The sequence below is a fragment of the Opitutaceae bacterium TAV5 genome (genome assembly GCA_000242935.3).
GTDB lineage: Bacteria > Verrucomicrobiota > Verrucomicrobiia > Opitutales > Opitutaceae > Geminisphaera.
Genome location: CP007053.1, coordinates 4,459,722 through 4,482,757, shown reverse-complemented (window position 1 = coordinate 4,482,757; position 23,036 = coordinate 4,459,722). Strand labels below are relative to the sequence as shown.

The window sequence follows — 23,036 nt, the reverse complement described above, 5'->3', positions numbered from 1 at the left end:
GGTGATGTGATACGTACAGCGGGCGGGTTTTCCTAGAACGTGTAGATGGCCTGGGCGTAGCAATAAACGCTGTCCCCGCTCCTGGGGCCGAGGGGCACGCCGACATCCACGCGTACATCGAGGTGCTCCAGAAGGTTGACGCGCACGCCGGCGCCCGTGCCGGACAGGCGTGTCCATTCGTCCTGACCGATAACCGGTTTTTTCGTGTGGACCTCGCCATGGTCGATGAATGCCGCGAGCTGGTAGCGGCTGGAATTCGGGAGCACGGAGAAGCGGGCTTCCAGATTGACGACAAAACCGTCGTCGCCGGCGTACACCGACTGGGGATGACCGCGAACCGAATCCGCACCGCCGATGGCGAGTTGCTCGCCGGCCACCAGGGAATCGAAGCCGTACTGCGCAAACAGACTGCCGAGCAGGTACAGCCGGGGGTGCAGGCTCTGGAGGCGGGTAACACTGGCGGTCAGCTTGGTGAAACGGTTGTCCGCTCCGGCGAAGCTGCGGCTGGACAGGGGATCGTCGTTATCCATCGCCCCGAGAATGTCGCCCAGGCCCTGATGGATGTGCAGGGAAACGAAGGTGCGTCCATAGAGATCGCGGTGGTCGAGGTTGATTCCGGCGCGGAGCTTGCGGATATGGTCCTTGCTGCTGGTGCTGCCGAGCATGTCCTGCTCCGAATCGCGATACTCGAACCAGCCTTCGATGTTGATCGAGGTGCGCGTGGAAAGGATAAAGTCCTGCGACAGACCCGTCCCCCAGGACAGATTGTCGCCTTCGATTTCCAGAGCGCTGAATTCATTGCCGACGCCGTAATTGCCCATCGAGAAATAGCTGCTGAACTTCGTGCCGGAAACGCCGAGAGGCGTCTCGTAGGCCGCCTGTCCGAAGTAGAGATTGTCGCCGTCGAGCGAAAATACGCCGAAGATGCTCAGCGCATCGCCGTGGCCGGTGAAATTGGGCAACGTCACGCTCGGGATGACGCGGTATTCACCCGTGTCCTCGCTGCCAAAATTGTCGATCTCGATGGAGCCGGTGATACGCCTGTCTTCCTTCACGTTGATATCGAGATCGGTGGAGCCGACCTCCCGGCCGGGTTTCAGGGTGGAGCTGGCCGTGATGCCGGAATTCCGGTTAAGCAGCAACATCGCCCGCTCCATGTCGGCGAGCTTGAACGGCTCTCCCGGCGTCACTTTGTCGAGCAGCGTCCGGCGCACCCGGTCCGCACTGAAACGACGGGTGCCGTCGACGGCGATCTCTCCCACCCAGCCCTCGAGAACACGGAATTCGAGGATGCGCTGCTCGCCGATTTCCTGCTTCGGGATGAGGACCCGGGTCAGAACGTACCCGCGGGAATGGTACCACGTCTCCACACGGGCGGCCAGAGCCTGTAACTGGCCGAACGAAAGTTCCTTGCCCAGATCGGCAGCCACCAGTGCCCGCAATTCCTCGTCGGTAAAAAGCGTGTTGCCCGTAAACCGCACACCCTTGACCAACAGACGCACTTCGCTTTCGCCTGCCGGCGTCGCCGGTGATCCGGAGTCGGCCGGCGGCGGCACATTCACCGGCGAGGCAGGGCTGTGTGGAGCGATGGGCATCGAAACGCCTTTCTGGAATGCGCCTTCGGCCCGGGGAACCTGAACCGGAACTGTCTGCTGGGCGTATCCGCAAATGGCCACAAGAGAAACGGCCAGCGTTTCCGGCAACCGCCGGAACAGCGCAGACCGATTGCAGAAATACGGACGGGGATTCTTCGATGAGACAGATAACATAAAATGATCCTGGTCTGCCCGGAGCGGGCGGGAAAAAGGAGGCGGGGGTTGTGGGGGAAAGGAGATGATTGTGGGGGAAGGAGATCAGAGTGCTATTTCCTTGCACAGGATCCGTCCAATCGGGCCGGGCCAGACACGTCCGGGCATCCGGCGTGAAGCCTCCTGGCAAGAGGACATGGTCGACGGAATTCCGCAAAGAAGGACTGGACAGAGAGAGCTGGAAGGCACGCGCCGCTTATTCTGGTCCGGTGCGAACGTATAAAGCCGATTTCGGTGAAACCGGCAATCGGATCGGCCAATCGCTGAAAAATTCCGGTGAAATTAATGGAACCTCCCGATGCCTGGTTTCCAACCACTTCACCGCAAGTAATGCAAAATTATTACAAAATTCACCCAGCCTGCGGCAGAACTACCGGAAACCGGGGATGGCCGCAAAAGCACCGACAGGGCACAGGATTCCACTGGCGTCCGACATATGCCGGCCCCCCCCCCCTTCCCTGCCCTCGCCGGCTGCTTCAGCGGTCTACTTCTGCAGCGCCGCCATCGCCCGTGTCAGCCGTTCCGCCATTTGCGCGAAACCGGCATCGTTCGGATGCACCGCCACCTTGTCGAACAGTGCCGGGTCGTGGTCGATCAGTTCCGGACCGTTCACGAGCACCATATGCGCGTCGCCTCCCGCCACACGTGCGGCCACGATCTCGCGAATGATTTCCCGGTAATCCTCCAGCGAATACTTCGCCGATTTCGGCCGCCACGACGGGGGAACCCATAAGGGCGTGATCACATACACCGGCGCATCCGGGTGCCCGGCACGCAGGCGGCCCAGGAGTTCGGTCATGTTTTTTCGGAAAACCGCAAGCTCTGTGCCGCCCTGCCAGTTGTTCACTCCGATCGCCACGGAAAAGACGTCGGCCTTCACGCCCGCCAGAAAATCTCCGTCCTTCGCCAACGCCGAGCGGCCGCCAATCCCCTCGTTGATGACCTGCCAGCCCTTCGCCTCCGCCACCTGAAACGGATATGAACCCGCCACCGAACTCGCCGTGAACCCGTGCGTCACCGAGTCGCCAAACGCCACCCAGCGCACCGCCGGACGCGCCGCCGGTTTTTGCCAACGCGCGCTGGAACTCACCTCCACTCCGAGCACATCCACGGCGTCGCCATAAGGTAAAATCAGCTCGTAATCGTGAAACGCCTTCTCGCCCGAAAGCGTATCCGGAACCGGCAACCGCACCGCCAGTTCCGCATCATAAGGCAGCTTTTTTCCGTCCACCTGCGGGCGCGTGAAAGACCACGCCGCCGTATCTCCGCGCCCGTCGACCCGCCAGAAACCGATGCTGTTGCACGCCGGCCCGACATGCCGTGCCGAATAACGCAGCCGCACCGTCACCGCCGCACTGTCCGTGCGAAACCGCACCCGCGCTCCCGGCGCATCCCAACGGTAGCCGCGCGCATTTTCCAGCACCCGATCCACCCGCGCCTCACCCGAATCCACGTCACGGATGACCTTCAGACAATCACTGAACTCGATCCGCGAATCGGCCGCGGCCACAAAATCGGCCGAAGCCGCCGTGGCCCCGGAACTCACAAGGGAAAAGCAGGCGCACATGAGGAATCTGTTCATGGGATAAGGATGATGTTCTTTATTCAAGAACGATTAATCGGATGCCTTGCCAAAGACAAATTTCCACTTGTTTCGTCAATATTCTTCTTGTCTGCCTTCCTGTTTTTCATTTTTAAAATTCAGATGTTCTAAATTAAAGAACACTTATTTTCTTCGCTGCACTTCCGATTTTCCCCGAATGACCACCGTCCTCACCCTTGAAAAAAGCCTTCACGTCCTCGAAGCCATCGTGCGCCACCCCGAGGGTATCGGCACGCGTCCCCTCGCCCAGCTTCTCGGGATCAGCGTGGCCACCGCGCACAACATCGCCACCACGTATACGCGTGCCGGATACGTCCGCCAGGATGAAACCACCCGTCTCTTCCACGCGGGCGTCCGGCTCATGCTGCTGAGTCGCCACCCGTCGTACCTGCGTTCACTGACCAACTCCGCCCGCGCCGTCGTCCACCGCGTCGCCGGCGAGCTCAACGAATCCGTCATGCTCGTGACCAGCGATCACGGCCGGCTGATCAATCTCGAATACGTCCCCAGCAAGCAGGCGCTCCGCGTGCAGGAGCCCGAGGACATGAGCGGCGTCGCCCATGGCACCGCCTTTGGCAAACTTCTCCTCGCCTGGTTTTCCGCTGCCGATCTCGACAGCTATCTCCGCCAGCACGGGCTTCCCCGCCACACCGCCAGGACCATCACGCACGAGGCCGCCCTGCGTCGCGAACTCGCCGCCATCCGCGAACAGGGTTTCAGCGAGACGCACGACGAACTCTGCGAAGGCATCAGCGCCCTGGCCGTCCCCATCCGCGACCCGTGGGGCACGGTGTTTGCCTCCCTCGGCGCCAGCGCGCCCACCGTCCGGCTCAACGAACCCGCCCAGATCCGGCTCACCCTCGACGGCCTCCGCGCCGCCGCCGCCGAGATCGAAACACTCTGGGCCCACAGCAATCCGCCCGTCGCCAGCGACGCCCCGCCCGGCAACCGCCGCGGAAGGCCGCGAAAAAATCCGAAAAAAAATCCGGCCTCTTCACCCGAACTCTGAACGCCAACCTCTGAACGCCAGACCCATGTCCACCATCGCACCCGTCACCTCGGTCACGCCCGGCGCCGGCCGCCGTTTCCGCCGGCTCATCCTCGAACTTTCGCCGAAACCCTTCCGCGATCCGTCGCCCGCCGGCACCGAAGCCGTCGCCCGCGAGATTCTCTCGCAGTACCACGCTCTCCTCCAGAGCGCCGATGCCCTTTCGTTTCTTTTCTGGACGGCCGACGGCTCCGAAATCCTCGACTACCGCGGCCGTCCCGATGACGAAATCCACTGGGCCCGCTACATCGGCATCGCCAACGACGCCCCTCCCGGCACCCTGCCCGGCACTCTCCACGGCACCGCCCGCGTCCCCTACTGCGACAACCCGCCGCCCCCTCCCCTCACCTACGGACGCCTGCGCGACATCATCGCCACGCTCCGCCGCAGTGTAGCGGAAACCACGGGAAAACCCGTCACCTTCGGCACCACCTTCGACCCCGGCCCCGAGTTCGCCGAATCCGATTTCAAGTACAAACGGCACCCCGAGATCAACAAAGGCGCCATCATGGGCCACAAACAGTGGCTCCACTGCGCCTCCAGCCTGCACGCCGACGATACCGCTTACGCCGGTTTCCCCGACGGCATCCCCGAAGGCACGCCGCTCGGCACCTTTCTCGGACGCCAGGCACGCCTCTTCATGCAGGACACCGGTTTCGACTACATCTGGTTTTCCAACGGATTCGGCTTCTCGCTCGATTCCTGGAATTGCACCGGCGAAGTTTTCGACGGTGAACGCTTCGACACCTCTGGCGCTCCCGCCGTCAACCGTTCCATCCTGAAATTCTGGCAAGATTTCCGCGCCGAGTGCCCCGACCATCGCGTCGAGACGCGCGGCAGCAACCTCTCCACCGCGATGGATCTCGCCGCCCATGCCTCTCCCGTGCGCGATATCTATACCGGCGGCTTCAACCTCATCGCTCCCGTCAACTCTCCCTGGGCCGCTCTCAATCACGATTACGGCCTCGAACTCGTCGGCTGGATGTCCCATATCGCGGAACTCCCCGGCGAAAAAGGTGGCGCGGGCGTCCCGTCCGCTTCTCCCGGCTACCCCTTCCGCTACTACATCCACGATCCCTGGTGGCTCAACAGCCCCTGGCTCGACCGCTACGGACGCGAACCGCACGACATCTACCTCCCCCTCGCCTGCAACCGCATCGGCCCCGATGGCGCGATCGTCCCGCCCGCCTCCCTCTCGCTCCTCACCATCGACGACTCTCTCGGACGCCTCCCGCGCGAGGTCCCCAACGAGATCACGCCGCACATCCAGCGCGCCCTCGCCGATTTTCCCGATGCCCCCGGGCTCCTCACCTGGGTGTACCCGTTCGACGAATACCATGACCAGACTTTCGCCACGCCCAGCCGGGCCAGCGAAGTCTTTTTCGGCGACTGGTTCATGCGAACCGCTGTCAATACCGGCCTCCCGCTCAACACGGTCGTCTCGGCGAAAAACTACCTCGCCACCCGCGCGGCCAAACCCGGCCTCTACGCCGGCACGGTTCTCGTCACTCCCGCCCCCGATGCCGGCACGCCCCTCGCCGCCGCGCTTCTCGAGCATATCCGCACCGGCGGCTTCCTCCTCCTCTACGGGCCTCTCACCCATACCTCGCCCGAGCTCCTTTCCCACCTCGGCCTCCGCACGGGAGCCGCGCCTCTCGACGGCGAACTCACCCTCGAAAGCGTGCTCGCGCCCGACGCCCACCGCGACGGCTCCGCCTTCCCGCAAAAGCTCAATTACCGCTCTCTCCTCAACGGCGGCCCCATCGACACCGACCGGGCCGACCGTGGCGCGGGCGTCCCGCCCGCAACGTGGCATGGGCATCCTGCCCATGATTCCGGCGTGGCACGGGCTTCCAGCCCGTGTCCCGCGGGCATCCCGCCCGCCTCCGTCGAAACCCTGGCCACCGTCACCGGTCCCGCCGGCGACACGCGTCCCTTCGCCGTCGCCGCCTGCGACGGCCGCCTGCTCTGGGTGCGTGGCGCACTCTCCGAAACCGTCAAAAAAGGCGGCGCTCATCTTCCCAAGCCCGACGATCCCGCTCAATGGGCGCACCCCGCACGCCTCATGCGCTGGGCGCTGGAAAAACTCGGCTACATCATCCGCTTCGACAAAAGCACGCCTGCGACCAAAGATCCGCTGATCCTCTGTGCCCGTTCCCGCGGTGGCTGGGTGTTTTCGGGATTCACCACCACTACGACAACCACCCTCCGCTGGCGATTCCCCCAAGGCGTCCCCGTCCCCACCGGAACCGACGTCCATCTCACTGGCACCGGCACCGTTGGCGAGACGCACACACCCGCCGCCTGGCACCGCGAATGTCGCATCCTCGTCGAGCAGGCCGGTCCCGGGGACGTGTCCTGCCGCGAGCACTACTCAGGCGAGATCGGCATCACCCGCCGCCTCCGCATCAGCGGCCTGAAAAACGCCATCGTCACCTTCCTGCCCGACACGGATTTTCCACCCGATGCCGTGCGTATCCAGAAAGACGAAGGCTACCTCGGCACCGGCCCGGCCATTCCCTTCCGCCGCACCGCCGAAGGCTGGTGCGTCACCACCGAACCCGTCACCGGAGAAATCTTCTGCTCCTGGTAAAAACATCTGAACAGAAGTTAAAAAGATCACGAAGGCACTCCCGTTCCCGCTCTCCGCAACGAGTGCCAAACTCTTGCAGATTAAAAAATCTCTCGTTTGCCGTCTGTCCATCCCGACAACCAGAGCCGCCTTCGTGACCTTCGTTATCTTCTGTTCAAAAAATCCTTTTCTCTAAAATCAAATGAGCACCACCAACACCACTCCCGCTCCCCTTTCCACCGCACCGGCCCCGCGCATCGCACGCCTGCATCCGTTGACTGCCCGCGCCGGCCTCGTCGGCATCGGCCATCACGTTTACTGGCCGCAATTCCCCGGGCTTCTCGACGAGATGATCCGCAAACAGGCCCACGTCCGCCAGCGCATCGAATCGCATGGCGTCACGGTCTCCGACTTCGGCATGCTCGACACCGCCCAGGCCGCCTACGATGTCGTCCCGCGTATCAAGGCCGCCGACATCGACATCCTCTTCGTGGACATGGTCACCTACGGCACCTCCTCGACCTTCGGCATCCTCTGCCGCGAGATCAACGTGCCCATCGTGCTCGTCGCCATCCAGCCCCTCGCCGCGATGGATTATCCCAACGGCACGACGTTCATGCAGCTCTGCAACGACGACTTCTGCTCCGTGCCCGAGTTCACGGGAGTTGCCATCCGCTTCGGACGCAAACCGCCCCCCGTCATCCTCGGTCACGAAAAGGACGACCCCGTCGCCGAAGCCGAACTCAAAAGCTGGTGCGGCATCGCCAAGGTCCTTCACTCGCTCCGCAAGGCCCGCCTCGGTCTCATGGGTCACGTTCTCGAGTCGATGCTCGACATGCACACCGACCCGACCGCCATCACCGCGGCCTTCGGTCCCCACGTCGTCCTCGTCGAACCCGGCGACATCCACAAACACTACCGCGCGCCCGACGCCTCCGCCGTTGAAAAGTGGAAGGAAAAAATCCTCGAATTTTTCGACACGCCCGATCCGAAGTCCGATCCGCTCACCGAAAAACTCACCGCTGCCGACCTCGACACCGCCGCCCGCGCCGCCGTCGCGCTCGAAGGCCTCATCGCCGACAAGAAACTCGACGGCCTCGCCTACTACTACGAAGCCGAGCCGGGCAGCGAACTGCGCACGCTCGTCACCAACCTCATCGTCGGCAACTCGCTGCTCACCGGCGCCGGTTTTCCGATGTGCGGGGAGTTCGACATCAAGACCTGCGTGGCGATGATGATCATGGACCGCCTCGACATCGGCGGCAGCTTTGCCGAGTTCCATCCCGTCGATTTTGCGATGGACAGCGTTCTTGTCGGCCACGACGGCCCCCACCACATCAACATCGCCGCGAGCAAACCCGTCATCCGCAGCCTCAAAAAATACCATGGCAAACCCGGCAGCGGCGCCGGCGTCGAGTTCCAGATCAAGGAAGGCCCGATCACGATGCTCTCGATCGGCCAGAAAGCCGACGGCAAGTTCAAGTTCGTGATTGCCGAGGGCGAGTCCGCCCGCCGCCCGATTCCACCGACCGGCAACACCAACACGCACGGCATTTTCAAGCCCGACGTGCGCACCTTCCTCAAACGCTGGGTCGCCGAAGGCCCCACGCACCACTTCGCGCTCGGCGTCGGCCACCATGCCGCCGAACTCGTCGAGATCGCCAAAATCCTCAACCTCGACTACGCTGTCGTCACGCCGCTCGAACGCGAATTGTAAAACCGGTTTGCCTCCATCCCGCACCGGACCCGCATCCCTCGCCCCATGACACCCATACCAACCGACGGCGCTCAACTCCTTCAACTGGCCAGGTGGATTGGCATGCCGGAACCACTACGGGCGCGCCATGCGCCGCTCTTCCGACGGGAATTTTCCATTGCTGCCCACATCCGTTCGGCCCGCCTCGCCATCTGCGGATTAGGCTGCCACGAAGCCTTCATCAACGGGCAACGTGTCGGCGACCATGTCCTGGACCCGGCGCAGACGGATTACGACATCCGTACATTTTTCGTCATGCACGATGTCACCCGCCTGCTTCGCCCCGGGGCCAACACCCTCGGCGTGATGCTCGGCGACGGCTGGTTCAATCAGGATCTCGTCTGGCGCCGCGATATGTCTTACGGAACCCCCCGCCTGATCGCCACACTGGAGGTTCACCTGAAAGACGGCTCCCGGTTTACACTCATCACCGACGAAGACTGGCGCTGCGCACGCGGTCCCATCACCAGCAACAACCTCTACGCAGGCGAAAATTACGATGCCCGCCTGGAGCAGATCGGATGGAACGAAAACGGATTCGACACGGCAAAACCCAGGCACGCCTCGCAATGGTTTGCCTCCGAAATCGTTCCCCCTCCCGGCGGACGGCTTGAGGAACAAACGATTCCTCCGATGAAAACCATCGAGGAAATCCGCCCCCGTACGATCCACGAACCGCAACCCGGCTACCGCGTCGTTGATATGGGGCAGAATTTTTCGGGCTGGGCGCGCATCCGCGTCACCGCCCCCGCCGGGACCTGCATCCGGTTGCGCTTTGCCGAGGCTCTTTTCGAGAACGGCATGGTGGACACCGCCAGCACCGGTGTCTTTGCCACGGGCGTCGAGCAAATCGACACCTACATCTGCAAGGGCGGTGGCCCGGAGGAGACCTGGGAGCCAGGGTTTACGTATCACGGATTTCGTTACATTGAAATTGTCGGCTGGCCCGGCCCGCTCCCCGCCAACGCCGTCACCGGCATCGTCGTCCACACCGCGCTGGCGACCGCCGGGGCATTCACCTGCCCGGACGAGCGCCTCAACCAACTGCAACGCATGGCGCTCTGGACGCACCGCAGCAACCTCCACGGTTTCCCCGAGGATTGCCCGGCGCGCGAACGCTGCGGCTGGCTGGGCGACGCCCACCTCGTCTGCGACTATTCCTTCTACACCTTCTCCGGCGCAGCCTTCTGGGAAAAATATCTCGGTGACATCGAAACCACCCGCCACCTCAATGGCGGACTTCCCCTCATGATCGCACCGGGCAGGCGCTCGGGCGGAGCGGCCAGTCCCGACTGGATGGTGGCCCTGATCCTGATCCCCTGGAGCCATTATGTTTTTTACGGAAACCGCGCGATACTCGAACGTCATTGGGACGGCATGCTCGCCGTCATGGCTCATCTTGAGAGTCTCTCTGTCGACGGACTGCTTCCCCATGGCCTCGGCGACTGGTTTGATCCCGGCGTCAGCGCCCAGCCCCGTTACACACCGCCGGTCCTGACCTCCACGCTTCTTTTCGGTCAATGCGCCCGCATCATGGCGGAAGCCGCCGCGCTCCTCGGCCATCAACAGGAAGCCCGCCGCCATGCCCGGCTGGTGGATGCAATCCGCGCCGCGCTCCATAAAACCCATTACAACCGCGCCGATCACACCTTTGGCTCGCAAACCGCCGACGCGATGGCGCTGCAACTCGGCTTTGCCCCTCCCGGCGAGGAGCAAGCCATCGCCGACAGCCTGGCCTGCGACGCCCGTGATACGCACGCCCTGCATGTGACAACAGGCATCATGGGCATCCGCTACCTCTTCGAGGCGCTGACCCGCCACGGGCATGGCGATGTCGCCCTCGCGCTGATGCACCAGGACTCTTACCCGAGTTTCGGAGACCTGATCCGGCGGGGAGCGACCACGTTGTGGGAATACTGGGGGGAGGCGGAAGTCGATGCCCGGCACGGCGCCCGTTCGCTCAACCACCCGATGTTCGCCGGATACGGTAACTGGTTTTTCAATACCCTGGCCGGCATCCGACCCGATCCCGGGCATCCCGGCTTCAAACGCTTCTTTCTCGAACCCCATCCCGTCCCCGGCCTGCAATGGGTAAACGCTCATCACGACTGCCCCCACGGACGCATCGTCAGCAACTGGAAAAATGAATCGGGCAAATTTTCGTGGGAGGTGACCGTCCCGCAAGGAACGGTGGCCCTCGCCCGGCTGCCGTGGACCGGAGAGTCTCTTGAACTGGCGGCAGGCGGTCACAAAATCGTTCGCACCGCCCCATGACACTCCGCGACATCCCTGGAGGAGCGACGCACGAACGCCCGTCCGGCGATCTTTTCCTCCCGGCGTGTCCGGCCGCCAGTGTTCCGGTCCTGCTTATTCACGAAGGCGCTGTCTGTCCGGTGATCCGGGCGGCAGCGATGTCAGGTAGGTGCGGATACGCCGAAACGGCAACCGTGCGCGCTGAAACCGGCACCGAAACTGACCAGCCACCAGTCTTCCGCCGGCCCCGGCTTCCCTCCGGCGAGCGCTTCCTCGAGCGCAAACAGCACGGACGGACTGCTCATGTTGCCACATCGCCGCAGTACCGCGCGTGTCGCATCGAGGGGATATCCGGGCACCGCCGCTTCGATCGCCTGGATGACATCGCGCCCGCCCGCATGAGCGATGATGCGGGTAATCGACCGCTCTCCCGATTGCGCCGCCTCGGTCGCGAACAACCGTGACACTGCGCTGGCCGCCAGCTCCGGCACGGAGGCGTGCAGCAGGTTGCGAAGCTTGCCGTCGCGCATTTCGAAACGGATGCGATCCCGGTGTTGCGGCTCGTGCAGCGAAGAAAACCCGTCGCAACGCAATCCGCAAGGCCCCGCCGTGTCGCGCCAGAGGGTGGCGGCGGCGCCATCGGCAAAAAGACAACTGCTGAGCAACACGCCCGGATCGTCATCCAGATAAAAGGCCGCCGAACATACCTCCACCGCGACGCAGGCCACCACCGCTCCGGGACGCGCCGCGAGCACACCCTGCGCCGCTCGCAGCGTGGGAATCGCCGCTGCGCAACCGAGCCCGGCGAGATCTTGCAGAAAAACATCGGAACGCAGACCCGCCTGCTCCGCGACATAGCTGCTCACGCCAGGGCAAAGGTAGCCGGTGCAGGTGCACACGAGCAACGCATCGAGTGCATCGGCGTGCAGTCCCGCCTGCTCCAGCGCGCGCTTCAGGGCGACGCCAGCCAGCCGCGGCGCGGCGTCGCGGAAGATGGCGTTGAGCTCGTCGGGAGTGCGTTCGAAAATCCGCTCGATCTCCGGCATCGCAAAGTGCCGCGTGGCGATACCCGAATCCCCCGTCAGCACGGATCGCAAAATCAACTGCGAACGCCGTTGCAGCCGGTGATAACGGTCGGAGGCGCGGACGATATCCCAGCACTCCCGTTGGGTAAAGGAATCGGACGGAAGGGCGGTGGCGAGAGCGTGAAGATGCACGTAAAATACGATTAACGGAGCAGGCGGTAAAAGGCGTTGAACGGCGCGCGGGCGCGGACGAGAAGCACAAGCAGACGTTGCCCGGCAGGGTGCAGCAGCAAGGGATGCAGGCATTTCGCAACGGCAAACCGCCGGCGGAAACGACTCCGGTGCGCCTCGTGAATTGTCCGGGCCGTGTCCTCCCAGGACACGACACCCGCCGCCCAGGCCACCAGCGGATCGACCGCCAACGATGCACTCGTAAAGGCCAGCGCCATGCCATGACCGGTGAAAGGAGGGATCATCGCGGACGCATCGCCCAGTTCCACCTGACGCACCTTTTCTGCGGGCTCCGGCCATCCGAACGCCAGTCCTGCGACTGCGCATTCCGACTCCGGGCGACGTTCCGCCGTTTCCAGACGCGCAGCCAGAGCGGCAAGGCCGGCGGCGCGCAGCGCATCCTCGAGAAATTCCTCGCGCGAACCCGCGCCGACGGCGCTCCGGTGAAAGAGACCGCACACATTGGTCCAGCCCTCCCCGACCGGACAAAGCCCGACATAAGCGCGACGCCCGAGGTGCAGCTCGAGATCGCCGTCGAGACGCAGACCGCGCACGTGGCATTTCCATCCGACCCAGGGTGACGGAGAGGCACGGCGACGTCCGCAAGCCCACACGCGCCCTGCCTCATCCGCTGCGGGATCCATCCGTGTTCGTGTAACCAGGCGGCCGCCAGCCGCGACGAATTCCTCGGCCATTCGTGTATCCAGAGTGTAGCGACTGATTCCGAGAGCCGCCGATGGCAGCCGCTGCCCGCCCGCGAAACGATCCCCGCAATACCAGCGCACTTCGCGATGCCGCAGCGCATGGGCCAGCAAATCTTCCGGGATCAGCCTTGCGGCAATCGCCTCATCCAGCCCGCTGATAAACTCACCGCAAACGCGATGCCGCGGATAATCGCCTGCCTCGAAAACCGTCACCGGCACGCCGGCCTGTCGCAGCCCGAGCCCGAGGGAAAGTCCCGTCAGCCCTCCTCCGACAATCTCGATCTGTCGCAACGGGCTCATCGGTGTTGTGCCGGTCTGGCGGCCGGGTTTTCCCGTTTCTCCGCAAGGAATCGGCAGCTTCCCGATACGGTATGCGCGGTCCGCCAGCGCCAGACATCCCGCCCGATCCCGAGGGATTCGGCCAATTCACCGTGGCGAAACCCGGCCGTGATGCTCACACGACCATCGTGACGTGTGACCGGGTGCGCTCCGATCAGGGGACAGACAAGGGCGAACAACCCCCCGGTGAGCCGGCAACGCAGCGGTTCGCTGGTGAGCACAACCCGGGCATGGGACGAAAGCCGTTCGCCGAGCCAGCGCAGTTGCGGCGCATCGAGGTGGTGCAGGAAGAGATTGGCGATCACGACCGGGTAGTCGCTCCACGCCTCGAAAGCGAACAGGTCGGTCCGGTGCCAGCGATACCGGGCATCCCACGCCGCAGGCCGCCCGCAACGATCGAGCCCGTCCACCGGAAACCCCCTGGCCTGCAACCCGGCGCCGATCTCCCCGCCTCCTGCGCCGAGCTCGAGCACGCGCTCACCGGGGTGGAGAAGGCGTTTCAGGCCTCGCTCGAACCAGCGGCGACTGCCAAGGAGGCGGTTGAGGACACGCAGGTCGCGCCGCGAATGCCGCGCGGCAGGCGACCCGTCGGGGAGCGAATCGAGCAATTCGGGCTGGAGCCTGCGTTCCATACCCCACCATGCGAACAACGGACCACAGAGCAACCGGCGCGTGCGTTTGGATTCGTGTAGGTGCCGGGCAAAAATGATGCTGGCCAGCGTCCCGCCCCGCAGCCTTCACCCGTCGCCGACTCCGCAATGGGCAACACCACACGCACGGTATTTTCAAGCCCGACGTGCACACTTTCCCCAAACACCGGGTCGCCGAAGGCTCCATACGCCACTTTGCGTCAGGCGTCGGTCACCACGCCACCGAACTCTTCGAGACCCCCAAAATCCTCAACCTCGACCACGCTGTGGTCACGCAAGGAGTCTGCACGATGACTGCCGAACGAAGGCACGCTGGGACCGGGGGACCATTCCCCGGGAAGCAAAATCACACGATTATGCCCGGAAATTTTTCTCGAAAAATGCCGCTTGACTTTTTGCTCAATAAACGGTCATTTGCTCATCGTAGTTTCCGAACCTCCGGTTCCGACCCGCCGCAGCCCCTGCTCCTCCGGCCCGGAACCGGCCAACCCGACCGCCACCCAACCCGACAAAAAATCCGTTAGCCCTTCCCGCCATGCACCACGCATCCTCCCACGCTCCTGCGTTCTCCCGCTCCGCTGCCGCGCGCCTCTCCGCGCTTGCGGCCGCCTGCGTTACCGCCCTCGCCCTCACGCTGCTTGCCTGCACCGCCCCCTCCGCCCGCGCAGCCGATAAAGTCGGTTTCGCCAACCGCACCCTCAACGGCGCCTACTTCAACGCCCTTACCGAATACTTCAAAATCAACGCCAAGGCCGCCGGTTTCGATACCGTCACCACCGACGCCAAGGCCGACCTCAACAAACAGGTCGCCGACGTCGAGGACATGCTCTCCCAGGGCATCAAGTACCTGGTCCTCAATCCGCAAGACCCCGTCGGTGGCGCCCGCATCGCCAGGATCGCGCAGCGGCGAGGCGTTCCGGTCATCACCGTCGACAGCGATATCGCGGACGACGCCCCGGTGCTCACCCGGATCCTCGGCGCCAATTTCAAGAACGGCAGCCTCGTCGGCGAATACGCCGTCAACCAGTTCGGCAACAAGGAGATCAACGCCGTCATCATCTCCGGCAACCAGGGCAACCTCGTCGGCGAAGCCCGCCGCACCGGTTTCATGGTCGGCGTCATCGAAGCCCAGCTCCGCAACACTAACCAGACCCGTTTCCAGGTCCTCACCCAGATGTGGGGCAACTGGGACCAGCAGGGCGGCCTCAAGGCCATGGAAGACGCGCTCGTCTCCCAGGGTGCCAAGGTCAACTGCCTCTTCACCGAGATGGACGACATGACCCTCGGGGCCATCCGCGCGCTCCGGGCCTCCGGCAAGCTCAAGAACGTTCGCGTGTATTCGCACGATGGCTACAGCAAGGGGCTCCTCGCCGTCAAGTCCGGCGACATCCAGGCCACCGCCATCAACGACCCCGAGGTCTTCGCCAAAATGGCCGTGGATGTCTGCAAGAAACTCGCCGGCGGCAACACGGATATCCCCGACGTGCTCTACACGCCCTCCATCCTCGTCACCAAGGACAACGTCGACAAGCACTACAATCCCGAGGCGCTCTACTGATCGACATCCGATCCCGGCGACGGCGGCCTCGACCCGGACCACCACGGGGCGCCGTCCCTCCCCTTTCTCCTTCTTCCCCGAAAACACCTTCACCTTTTCCCGTCGTCCCGGATCGCGGCCATGGCCGTGCCCTGCCGGGAAACCCGTTTCCGTCCGCAACCCGTCATGAGCCTCTTCAGCCTTCAGGATAAAATCGCCCTCGTCACCGGAGCCGGCAGCGGCATCGGACAACGCATCGCCGTGGGCCTCGCCGAAGCCGGCGCCTCCGTCGCCTGCCTCGACCTCTCCGCCAGCGCCGGCCTCACCGACACCGTGGCGCGCATCGAAGCGCTGGGCCGCCGCGCCCTCGCGCTCGCCGGCGATGTCACGCAGGAACCCGATCTCGCCGCCGCCATCGGGAAAACCGAATCCGGCCTCGGTCCGCTGGCCATCGCCATCAACTGCGCCGGCATCGCCGGCGACGCGCCCGCCGAGGACATGCCCCTGGAAAAATGGCGGCGCATGATCGACGTCAACCTCACCGGCATTTTCCTTTCCTGCCAGGCCGAGGCCCGCGCCATGCTTCCCCGCAAGAGCGGCAGCATCGTCAACATCGCCTCCATGTCCGGCCTCATCGTCAATCGCGGTGTCCTTCAGGCCCACTACAACACTGCCAAGGCCGGCGTCATCCATCTCACGAAAAGTCTCGCCATGGAATGGGCCGCGCGCGGCGTCCGCGTCAACGCGATCAGCCCCGGGTACACTGCCACGGCCATCACCCGGCGGCCCGAGGTGGCGGAGATGGTCCGCCGGTTCGAGGCCGAAACGCCTCTCGGCCGCATGGCATCCGTCGACGAACTCGTCGGCCCCGCCGTCTTCCTCTCCAGCGCTGCCGCCTCGTTCTGCACCGGCAGCAATCTCGTCGTCGACGGCGGCTTCGTCTGCTGGTAATACGTCTGTCATGACATCGTCGAAAGGTCGCCCGACACACCATTCCTGATATCAACCGTAAACCCTGAACGCCAAACCCTGAACCCTGCGGCGGCTCTGCCGCCGTCCTCCCCATGTCCACCGATTACGCCATCTCCATCGAACACGTCCGCAAGAGCTTCGGCGGCGTGCATGCGCTCCGGGATGTCAGCCTCCACGTGCGCAAAGGCACCATCCACGCCCTCGTCGGCGAAAACGGCGCCGGCAAGTCCACCCTCATGAAAATCCTCGCGGGCATCCACACCCGCGATGGCGGCATCATCCGCATCGACGGGCGCGACGTCGATTTCCGTTCCCCTCGCGACAGCCAGCGCGAAGCCATCGGCATCGTCCACCAGGAACTCGCCCTCGCCCCCGATCTCACCGTCGCCGAAAACCTCTACCTCGACAACCTCTCCCGCGGCTCCCTCTCCATCAACTGGCGCAAGCTCAACGAGTCCGCCGCCGCCGCCATCCGCGCCTTCGGCTTCGACATCGACCCGAAAACCCCCGTCTCCGAACTCGGCATCGCCCAGCGCCAGATCATCGAAATCGCCAAAATTCTCGCCCGCGACGTCCGCATCCTCATCCTTGACGAGCCCAGCGCCGTCCTCGCCGATCCCGAGATCGACGTCCTTTTCGCCAGCCTCAGACGCCTCCGCGAGCAGGGCGTCTCCATCATCTACATCTCGCACCGGCTCCAGGAAATTTTCCGCATCGCCGACGAGATCACCGTCATCAAGGACGGCCAGACCGTCACCACGCTCGACCCCGCCGCCTGCACCGAAGACGACATCATCACCAACATGGTCGGCCGCAAACTCAGCGCCCTCTTCCCGCCCAAAACCCCGCCCCCCCCCTCCGCTCCCGGCGAGCACCCGCTGCTCGAAATAAAAAACCTCTCCCGCCACCGCGTCCTCCGCGACATCCACCTGCGCCTCCGCGCCGGCGAAATCGTCGGCCTCGCCGGCCTCGTCGGCTCCGGCCGCACCGAGCTCGCCCGCTGCCTCTTCGGTATCGATCGTGCCGATACGGGAACGATCGCCAAAAACGGCGCGCCTCTCCGCCTCCCCCGCTCCGCCAGCCACGCCATGCGCTCCGGCATCGGCCTCGTCCCCGAGGACCGCAAGGGCCAGGGCGGCCTCCTCGAACTCCCCATCGCCACCAACGCCACCCTCGCCAGCCTGCGCAAGGTCACCCGCTTCGGTCTCATCAACCACCGCGCCGAAAACCGCCAGACCCAGGCCGCCCGCGAACGTCTCCATATGCGACTCGGCTCCATCCACGATCCCCTTTCCTCCCTCAGCGGCGGCAACCAGCAAAAAGTCATCCTCGGCAAGTGGCTCGATGCCGACTGCGACCTCCTCATCCTCGACGAACCCACACGCGGCGTGGATGTCGGCGCCAAGGCCGAGATTTTCAACCTCATCACCGAACTCTCCGCCCGCCGGCTCGGCGTGCTCATGATTTCCTCCGAACTCGTCGAGATCGTCGGCCTCTGCCACCGCGCCTACGTGATGTGCGAAGGCACGATCACCGGCGAACTCGCCGGCGACGAAATCACCGAGGAGGCCATCATGCGCCTCGCCCTCCCCAAACGCGCCGCTGCCTGATCCCGTTCTCCGTCATCTCCCCCCTCCCGCCCCCTCTCACTCTCTCCCGCCCACCTTTTCTCCCCGCCATGAACAAATTCAAACGTCTCCTCGCCGACAACACCCCCTTCATCACGCTCGTCGTCATGCTCGTGCTGGCGGGTTTTCTCTCCGAACATTTTTACTCCGGGGACAACATCACCAACCTCCTTCGCCAGAGCGTGCCGCTCGGCCTCGCCTCGCTCGGTCTCCTCTTCGTCATCCTCACCGGCGGCATCGATCTCTCCATCGGTTCGATCATGGCGCTCACCTCCGTCGTGGTCGGCCTCGCCATCCCCGAATTCGGACTCACCGGCGGCATCCTCATCGGGCTCCTCGTCGGGCTCGTTTCCGGCCTCGGCTCCGGCGTGCTCGTCGCGTGGTTCGGCATCGCGCCCTTCATCGCCACGCTCGCCTTCATGACGATCACCCGCGGCGCCGGCCTCATCGTTTCCAAAGGCCAGCCCGTCTTCATCGAGGTCGATTCCTTCAACGATTTCGGCATCAGCAGCTTTCTCGGAGTACCCGGCCCCGTTTACGTGCTCCTCGCGGTGTTCCTGCTCTGCATCTTCGTCGCCCGCAAGACGGTCTTCGGGCGCGTCGTGCTCGCCACCGGCTCCAACGAGACGGCGGTCCGTTTCTCCGGTATCCGCGTCGCGCCCTACAAGGCGGCCGTTTACGCGATCTCCGGTCTCGCCGCAGCGGCCGCCGGCATCATCTCCGCCTCCCGCACGGGCGTCGGCTCGCCCGTCCTCGCGATGGGTTTCGAACTCGACGTGATCGCCGCGGTGGTCGTCGGCGGAGCGCGTCTCTCCGGCGGACGCGGCACCGTCCTCAACACGCTCATCGGCGTCATCATCCTTTCCGCCATCTCCAATCTCATGAACCTGATGAACATCCCCGGCTATCACCAGCAGGTTGTGAAAGGCGTGATCATCATCTTCGCCGTCCTGCTCGAAGGACTACGCACGCGCCTGACCGCCCGCGCGTAAAAGCCGGGAAAACATTCAACACTTAACGCTCAACATTTAACACTCAACCAGCCGCCTGCCGACGTTCTTCATTAAATGTCAGGCGTTTAATGTTAAATGTTAGACGTTCTCCCCTCTCCTTCCTCCATTCCCTTCCCCTTTCCACATACCCTCCCGCTCCCCCTCCACTCTCCACTCACACCACGTCATGAAACTCACCAACGCTTCCCTCGCCTCGCTCCCCGCCGACGTCGCCCGCCCCGTCTATGACCGCGCCACCGTCAAGGCCGGCATCGTCCACTTCGGTGTCGGCGGTTTTCACCGCGCCCACCAGGCCATGTACCTCGACCGGCTCATGAACGCCGGCCTCGCCCTCGACCAGGGCATCTGCGGCGTCGGCATCATGCCGAACGACCTCGCCATGCGCGACGCCCTCCGCGCGCAGGACGGCCTCTATACGCTCGTCGTCAAGCACCCCGACGGACGCCACGAGGCCCGCGTCATCGGCTCCATCGTCGAGTACCTCTACGCGCCCGACGATCCCGCCGCCGTCATCGAAAAGATGGCCGATCCCGCCATCCGCATCGTATCGCTCACCATCACCGAAGGCGGTTACAACTTCCACCACGACACCGGCGAATTCAACCTCGACGATCCCGGCGTGCAGCATGACCTCCGGCCGGACGCCGTCCCGCAAACCGTTTTCGGCCTCGTCACCGAAGCCCTGCGCCTCCGCCAGCGGCGCGGCATCCCCGCGTTCACCCTCCTCTCGTGCGACAACATCCAGGGCAACGGCGACGTCGCCCGCCGCATGTTCCTCGCCTACGCCCATGCGAAGGACGCCGCCCTCGCCACCTGGATCGGGCAGCACGTCACGTTCCCCAACTGCATGGTCGACCGTATTACACCGGTCACTACCGAGGCCGACCGTGCCGATCTCCGCGAGCGCACCGGCATCGAGGATGCCTGGCCCGTCGTCTGCGAACCGTTCACCCAGTGGGTCGTCGAAGACCACTTCGCCGCCGGCCGTCCGCCCGTCGAGAAAGCCGGCGTGCAACTTGTCGCCGACGTCATCCCCTACGAGCTGATGAAGCTCCGCCTCCTCAATGCCAGCCACCAGGCGCTCTGCTACCTCGGCTACCTTTCCGGCTACCGCTACGCGCACGAAGTCGCGCAGGACCCGGCCTTCGCCGAATTCCTGCAAAGCTACATGGACGACGAAGGCACGCCCACGCTCCGTCCCGTCCCCGGCATCGACCTGGCCGACTACAAGCACACCCTCATCGCCCGCTTCGCCAACCCCGAGGTCAGGGACACGCTCGCCCGGCTCTGCGCCGAAAGCTCCGACCGTATTCCCAAGTGGCTGCTGCCCGTCATCCGCGAAAACCTCGCCAGCGGCGGCCCGATCGCCCGCAGCGCGGCGGTCGTCGCGAGCTGGGCCCGCTACGCCGAGGGCACCGACGAGCAGGGCCAGCCGATCAAGGTCGTCGACCGCCTCGCCGACCGGCTCACCGCCATCGCCGCCAACAACCGGGTGACGCCCGCGTGCTTCATCGAAAACCGCGCCGTCTTCGGCGATCTCGCGGACAATGCCCGCTTCCGCGCCGCCTACCTCGACGCCCTGCACCTTCTCCACACCGAAGGCGCCCGCGCCACGGTCGAGCGCTACCGGCATGCCGTCGCCTGACCCGCCCTGTCCTGTTTTACAGAAGATATTTTTGAACAGAAGATAAGAAGAGAACGAAGCTATTTTCCGTTTCCGCCACCCGCCCTGCATCCGAACCTTTTTTATGCCAACGCCTCAAAGCCTTCGGATTTTTACACGAAGGTCGCAAAGCGCGCAAAAGATTGTCTGTTATCGCCTTCGTGTCCTTCGCGAGCTTTGTGCAAGATCAAAGCCATTCGGGACACCCGTATTAAAGGAAAGAAAATGTCACCTCTGCCCAACCCACCACCCGCCGCCAGCGAGCCTTCGTTTCCTTCGTTATCTTCGTTATCTTCTGTTCAAATTTTCAGCTCTCTTATTGGTAGCTGTTTTCAAGCATGCCTCGGCCCGCCGGGTCCCCGGCTTCTGTGAGAAAATAATCCTTCCCTGCTTTCTTTCAGACTTCTGTAACCCGACCCGACAATCGCACACTCCCCTGCTCTCCTGATCATGAAAGACGTTCTCGACGCCAGCACCGACTGGCAGCAACAGCGCCGCCAGCTCACCATCCGCGCCGCGTGGCTCTACTACATCGGCTGCAACACCCAGGACCAGATCGCCACCCGCCTGAAGCTCTCGCGACCCGCCGTGCAGCGGCTCGTCGCCCAGGCGGTCGAGGAAGGTCTGGTCAAGTTCCGCATCGACCACCCGCTCGCCGACTGCCTCGAACTGGCCGGCGCGCTCGCCGAACGCTTCGGCCTCACCTACGCCGAAGTCGTGCCCGGCTCGGCGAAAGCCGAGATCATGAACGGCATCGCCATCGCCGCCGCCAACCGGCTGGAGCCGCACCTCGCCAGCCGCGACCCCATCGTCCTCGCCTTCGCCATCGGCCGCACGCTCTACGCCACCGTCTCGCAGATCCAGCGCATCGAACGCCCGCAGCACACGCTCATTTCCATCGTCGGCAACATCTCGCGCGACGGGCGCGCCGGCCCTTACGACGTGATCATGCGCCTGGCCGAGCGCACCTGCGCGGCCTGTTATCCGATGCTCGCGCCCGTCGTCACCCAGACGGCTGACGAATGCCGCGTGCTCCAGTCGCAACCCGCTTTTCAGACAATCCATCGTCTCGCCTCCGAAGCCCGCGCCGCGTTTGTCGGCATCGGCCACCTGCACGGCGACGACATCCCGCAACTGGCCGACGGTTTCATCACGAAGGATGAGCTCAAGATGCTGCACAAGCACCAGGCCGTCGGTGAAATCTGCGGCTGGTTCTACGACGCCGACGGCAAGATTCTCGAAACCGCGCTCACCGGCCGTCAGTCCGCCGTGCCGCTGTCCGCGCTGCCGCCCGGCGTCATCACCGCCGTGGGCGGTGGCCCCCACAAGGTGCAGGCCATTGCCGGCGCGCTCCGCGGCCGATTGGTCAGCGAACTCGTCACCGACGAGGCCACCGCCCGCGCCGTGCTGAAGCTGTAGGAGCGGCAGGAATGGCAGGCTGTCGGCCTGTGGCCTCGGTACCTGCCGCCGACGACGGCCACGCAGCGTCGCCGGTTCGGGTGTTCGTGGCTTCTCCGGCAAGGGGCGAGGCGCTTCGCGCCTCGTCGCAGCGGCAGGAATGCCGCCGCTCCGCTCTACCGGTTTGCCATCCCGCCCCCCGTGGGACAAGGATCGGCCCTTCGCCATGCTTACGCACCGTTCCACCGTCCAGGTCCGCTACGCCGAAACCGACATGATGGGCATCGTTTACCACGCCAATTATCTGCCGTGGTTCGAAATTGCCCGCACCGATCTGCTCCGGTATCACGGACTCCCCTACCGCGATCTGGAGGCGGAAGGTTTTTTGCTCCCCGTGCTGGAAGCAAACGTGCGCTACCTGAAATCGGCGCGCTACGACGACACCCTCGCCATCGTCGCCACGCTCGCGGAAAAACCGTCGCTGCGCCTGCGCATCACTTACGAGGTACGCCGCGGTGATCGCGGCGGCAGCCATGACAGCGACGGCGAACTGCTCGCCACCGGCTGGACAACCCACGCCTTCATCGACCGCGCCGGCAAGCCCGTGCGCCCGCCCGCCCGTTTTGTCGCGCGCATGAACGAGCTGTTCGCCGCCGGGTCGTAACGGATGCCACGCAGGCCGACGTGGCACGGCCATCCTGGCCGTGGACGGCGCTCCGCGCCGCAAACGTCCCCCCTCCCCCCCGACATCACGGGCTGGAAGCCCGTGCCACTCGCGGGGAGGCAACGTTCACGGGCAAGATGCCCGTGCCACATCGATCAGGTCGTAATGCAAG

At 64.3% G+C, this 23,036-nt stretch carries 17 protein-coding genes; 12 read left to right on the top strand and 5 right to left on the bottom strand.

The genetic code is table 11. The annotated features are described in order from the left end of the window. Nucleotides 1–32: 32 nt before the first annotated feature. Together OPIT5_19155 and OPIT5_19150 are read right to left on the bottom strand one after the other, a co-directional pair. Nucleotides 33–1,769, bottom strand: coding sequence for a peptidase S24 (locus OPIT5_19155; protein AHF92030.1), 1,737 nt, complete (start codon nt 1,767–1,769; stop codon nt 33–35). 523 nt (nt 1,770–2,292) lie between these two features. After that, nucleotides 2,293–3,390: a lysophospholipase gene (locus OPIT5_19150; protein AHF92029.1), complete on the bottom strand. Its 1,098-nt coding sequence runs from the start codon at nt 3,388–3,390 to the stop codon at nt 2,293–2,295. Nucleotides 3,391–3,399: 9 nt separating this feature from the next. On the opposite strand from OPIT5_19150, the gene OPIT5_19145 reads away from it, so the two are divergent. The 5 genes from OPIT5_19145 (at nt 3,400) to OPIT5_19125 (ending at nt 11,061) form a co-directional block, all read left to right on the top strand. Beyond that, the gene (locus OPIT5_19145; protein AHF94530.1) at nt 3,400–3,522 is read left to right on the top strand and encodes a hypothetical protein; all 123 of its coding nucleotides are present in this window, start codon (nt 3,400–3,402) and stop codon (nt 3,520–3,522) included. 46 nt (nt 3,523–3,568) lie between these two features. Next, the gene (locus OPIT5_19140; protein AHF92028.1) at nt 3,569–4,420 is read left to right on the top strand and encodes an IclR family transcriptional regulator; all 852 of its coding nucleotides are present in this window, start codon (nt 3,569–3,571) and stop codon (nt 4,418–4,420) included. Nucleotides 4,421–4,445: 25 nt separating this feature from the next. Beyond that, complete coding sequence (locus OPIT5_19135) at nt 4,446–7,052, top strand: hypothetical protein (GenBank protein AHF92027.1); 2,607 nt, start codon at nt 4,446–4,448, stop codon at nt 7,050–7,052. 181 nt (nt 7,053–7,233) lie between these two features. After that, nucleotides 7,234–8,748: an arabinose isomerase gene (locus OPIT5_19130; GenBank protein AHF92026.1), complete on the top strand. Its 1,515-nt coding sequence runs from the start codon at nt 7,234–7,236 to the stop codon at nt 8,746–8,748. Between the two features lie 45 nt (nt 8,749–8,793). After that, nucleotides 8,794–11,061 (top strand): alpha-L-rhamnosidase, encoded by a 2,268-nt coding sequence (locus OPIT5_19125; protein AHF92025.1) that lies wholly within the window; start codon nt 8,794–8,796, stop codon nt 11,059–11,061. A gap of 140 nt (nt 11,062–11,201) precedes the next feature. Here the strand turns inward: OPIT5_19125 and OPIT5_19120 are convergent, their stop codons facing one another. The 3 genes from OPIT5_19120 to OPIT5_19110 all read right to left on the bottom strand — a co-directional run bounded on the left by OPIT5_19120 (nt 11,202) and on the right by OPIT5_19110 (nt 13,989). Further along, complete coding sequence (locus OPIT5_19120) at nt 11,202–12,257, bottom strand: stilbene synthase (GenBank protein ID AHF92024.1); 1,056 nt, start codon at nt 12,255–12,257, stop codon at nt 11,202–11,204. A gap of 11 nt (nt 12,258–12,268) precedes the next feature. After that, entirely contained in the window at nt 12,269–12,850 is a 582-nt protein-coding gene (locus OPIT5_19115) for a hypothetical protein (GenBank protein ID AHF94529.1), read from the bottom strand. A 446-nt stretch (nt 12,851–13,296) separates the two neighbouring features. Beyond that, complete coding sequence (locus OPIT5_19110) at nt 13,297–13,989, bottom strand: hypothetical protein (protein AHF94528.1); 693 nt, start codon at nt 13,987–13,989, stop codon at nt 13,297–13,299. Between the two features lie 535 nt (nt 13,990–14,524). Here OPIT5_19110 and OPIT5_19105 point away from each other — a divergent pair. From OPIT5_19105 to OPIT5_19075, 7 genes are all read left to right on the top strand, one after another. Beyond that, nucleotides 14,525–15,547, top strand: a complete 1,023-nt coding sequence (locus OPIT5_19105; protein AHF92023.1) for an ABC transporter substrate-binding protein — start codon at nt 14,525–14,527, stop codon at nt 15,545–15,547. Between the two features lie 165 nt (nt 15,548–15,712). Next, nucleotides 15,713–16,477, top strand: coding sequence for a short-chain dehydrogenase (locus OPIT5_19100; GenBank protein AHF92022.1), 765 nt, complete (start codon nt 15,713–15,715; stop codon nt 16,475–16,477). Nucleotides 16,478–16,590: 113 nt separating this feature from the next. Beyond that, the gene (locus OPIT5_19095; GenBank protein ID AHF92021.1) at nt 16,591–18,108 is read left to right on the top strand and encodes a lantibiotic ABC transporter permease; all 1,518 of its coding nucleotides are present in this window, start codon (nt 16,591–16,593) and stop codon (nt 18,106–18,108) included. Nucleotides 18,109–18,176: 68 nt separating this feature from the next. Further along, entirely contained in the window at nt 18,177–19,118 is a 942-nt protein-coding gene (locus OPIT5_19090) for a sugar ABC transporter permease (GenBank protein AHF92020.1), read from the top strand. A 187-nt stretch (nt 19,119–19,305) separates the two neighbouring features. Then, complete coding sequence (locus OPIT5_19085; protein AHF92019.1) at nt 19,306–20,784, top strand: mannitol 2-dehydrogenase; 1,479 nt, start codon at nt 19,306–19,308, stop codon at nt 20,782–20,784. Nucleotides 20,785–21,252: 468 nt separating this feature from the next. Continuing rightward, complete coding sequence (locus OPIT5_19080) at nt 21,253–22,221, top strand: DeoR family transcriptional regulator (GenBank protein AHF92018.1); 969 nt, start codon at nt 21,253–21,255, stop codon at nt 22,219–22,221. Between the two features lie 205 nt (nt 22,222–22,426). Further along, nucleotides 22,427–22,864 (top strand): thioesterase, encoded by a 438-nt coding sequence (locus OPIT5_19075; GenBank protein ID AHF92017.1) that lies wholly within the window; start codon nt 22,427–22,429, stop codon nt 22,862–22,864. Nucleotides 22,865–23,036 lie beyond the last annotated feature (172 nt).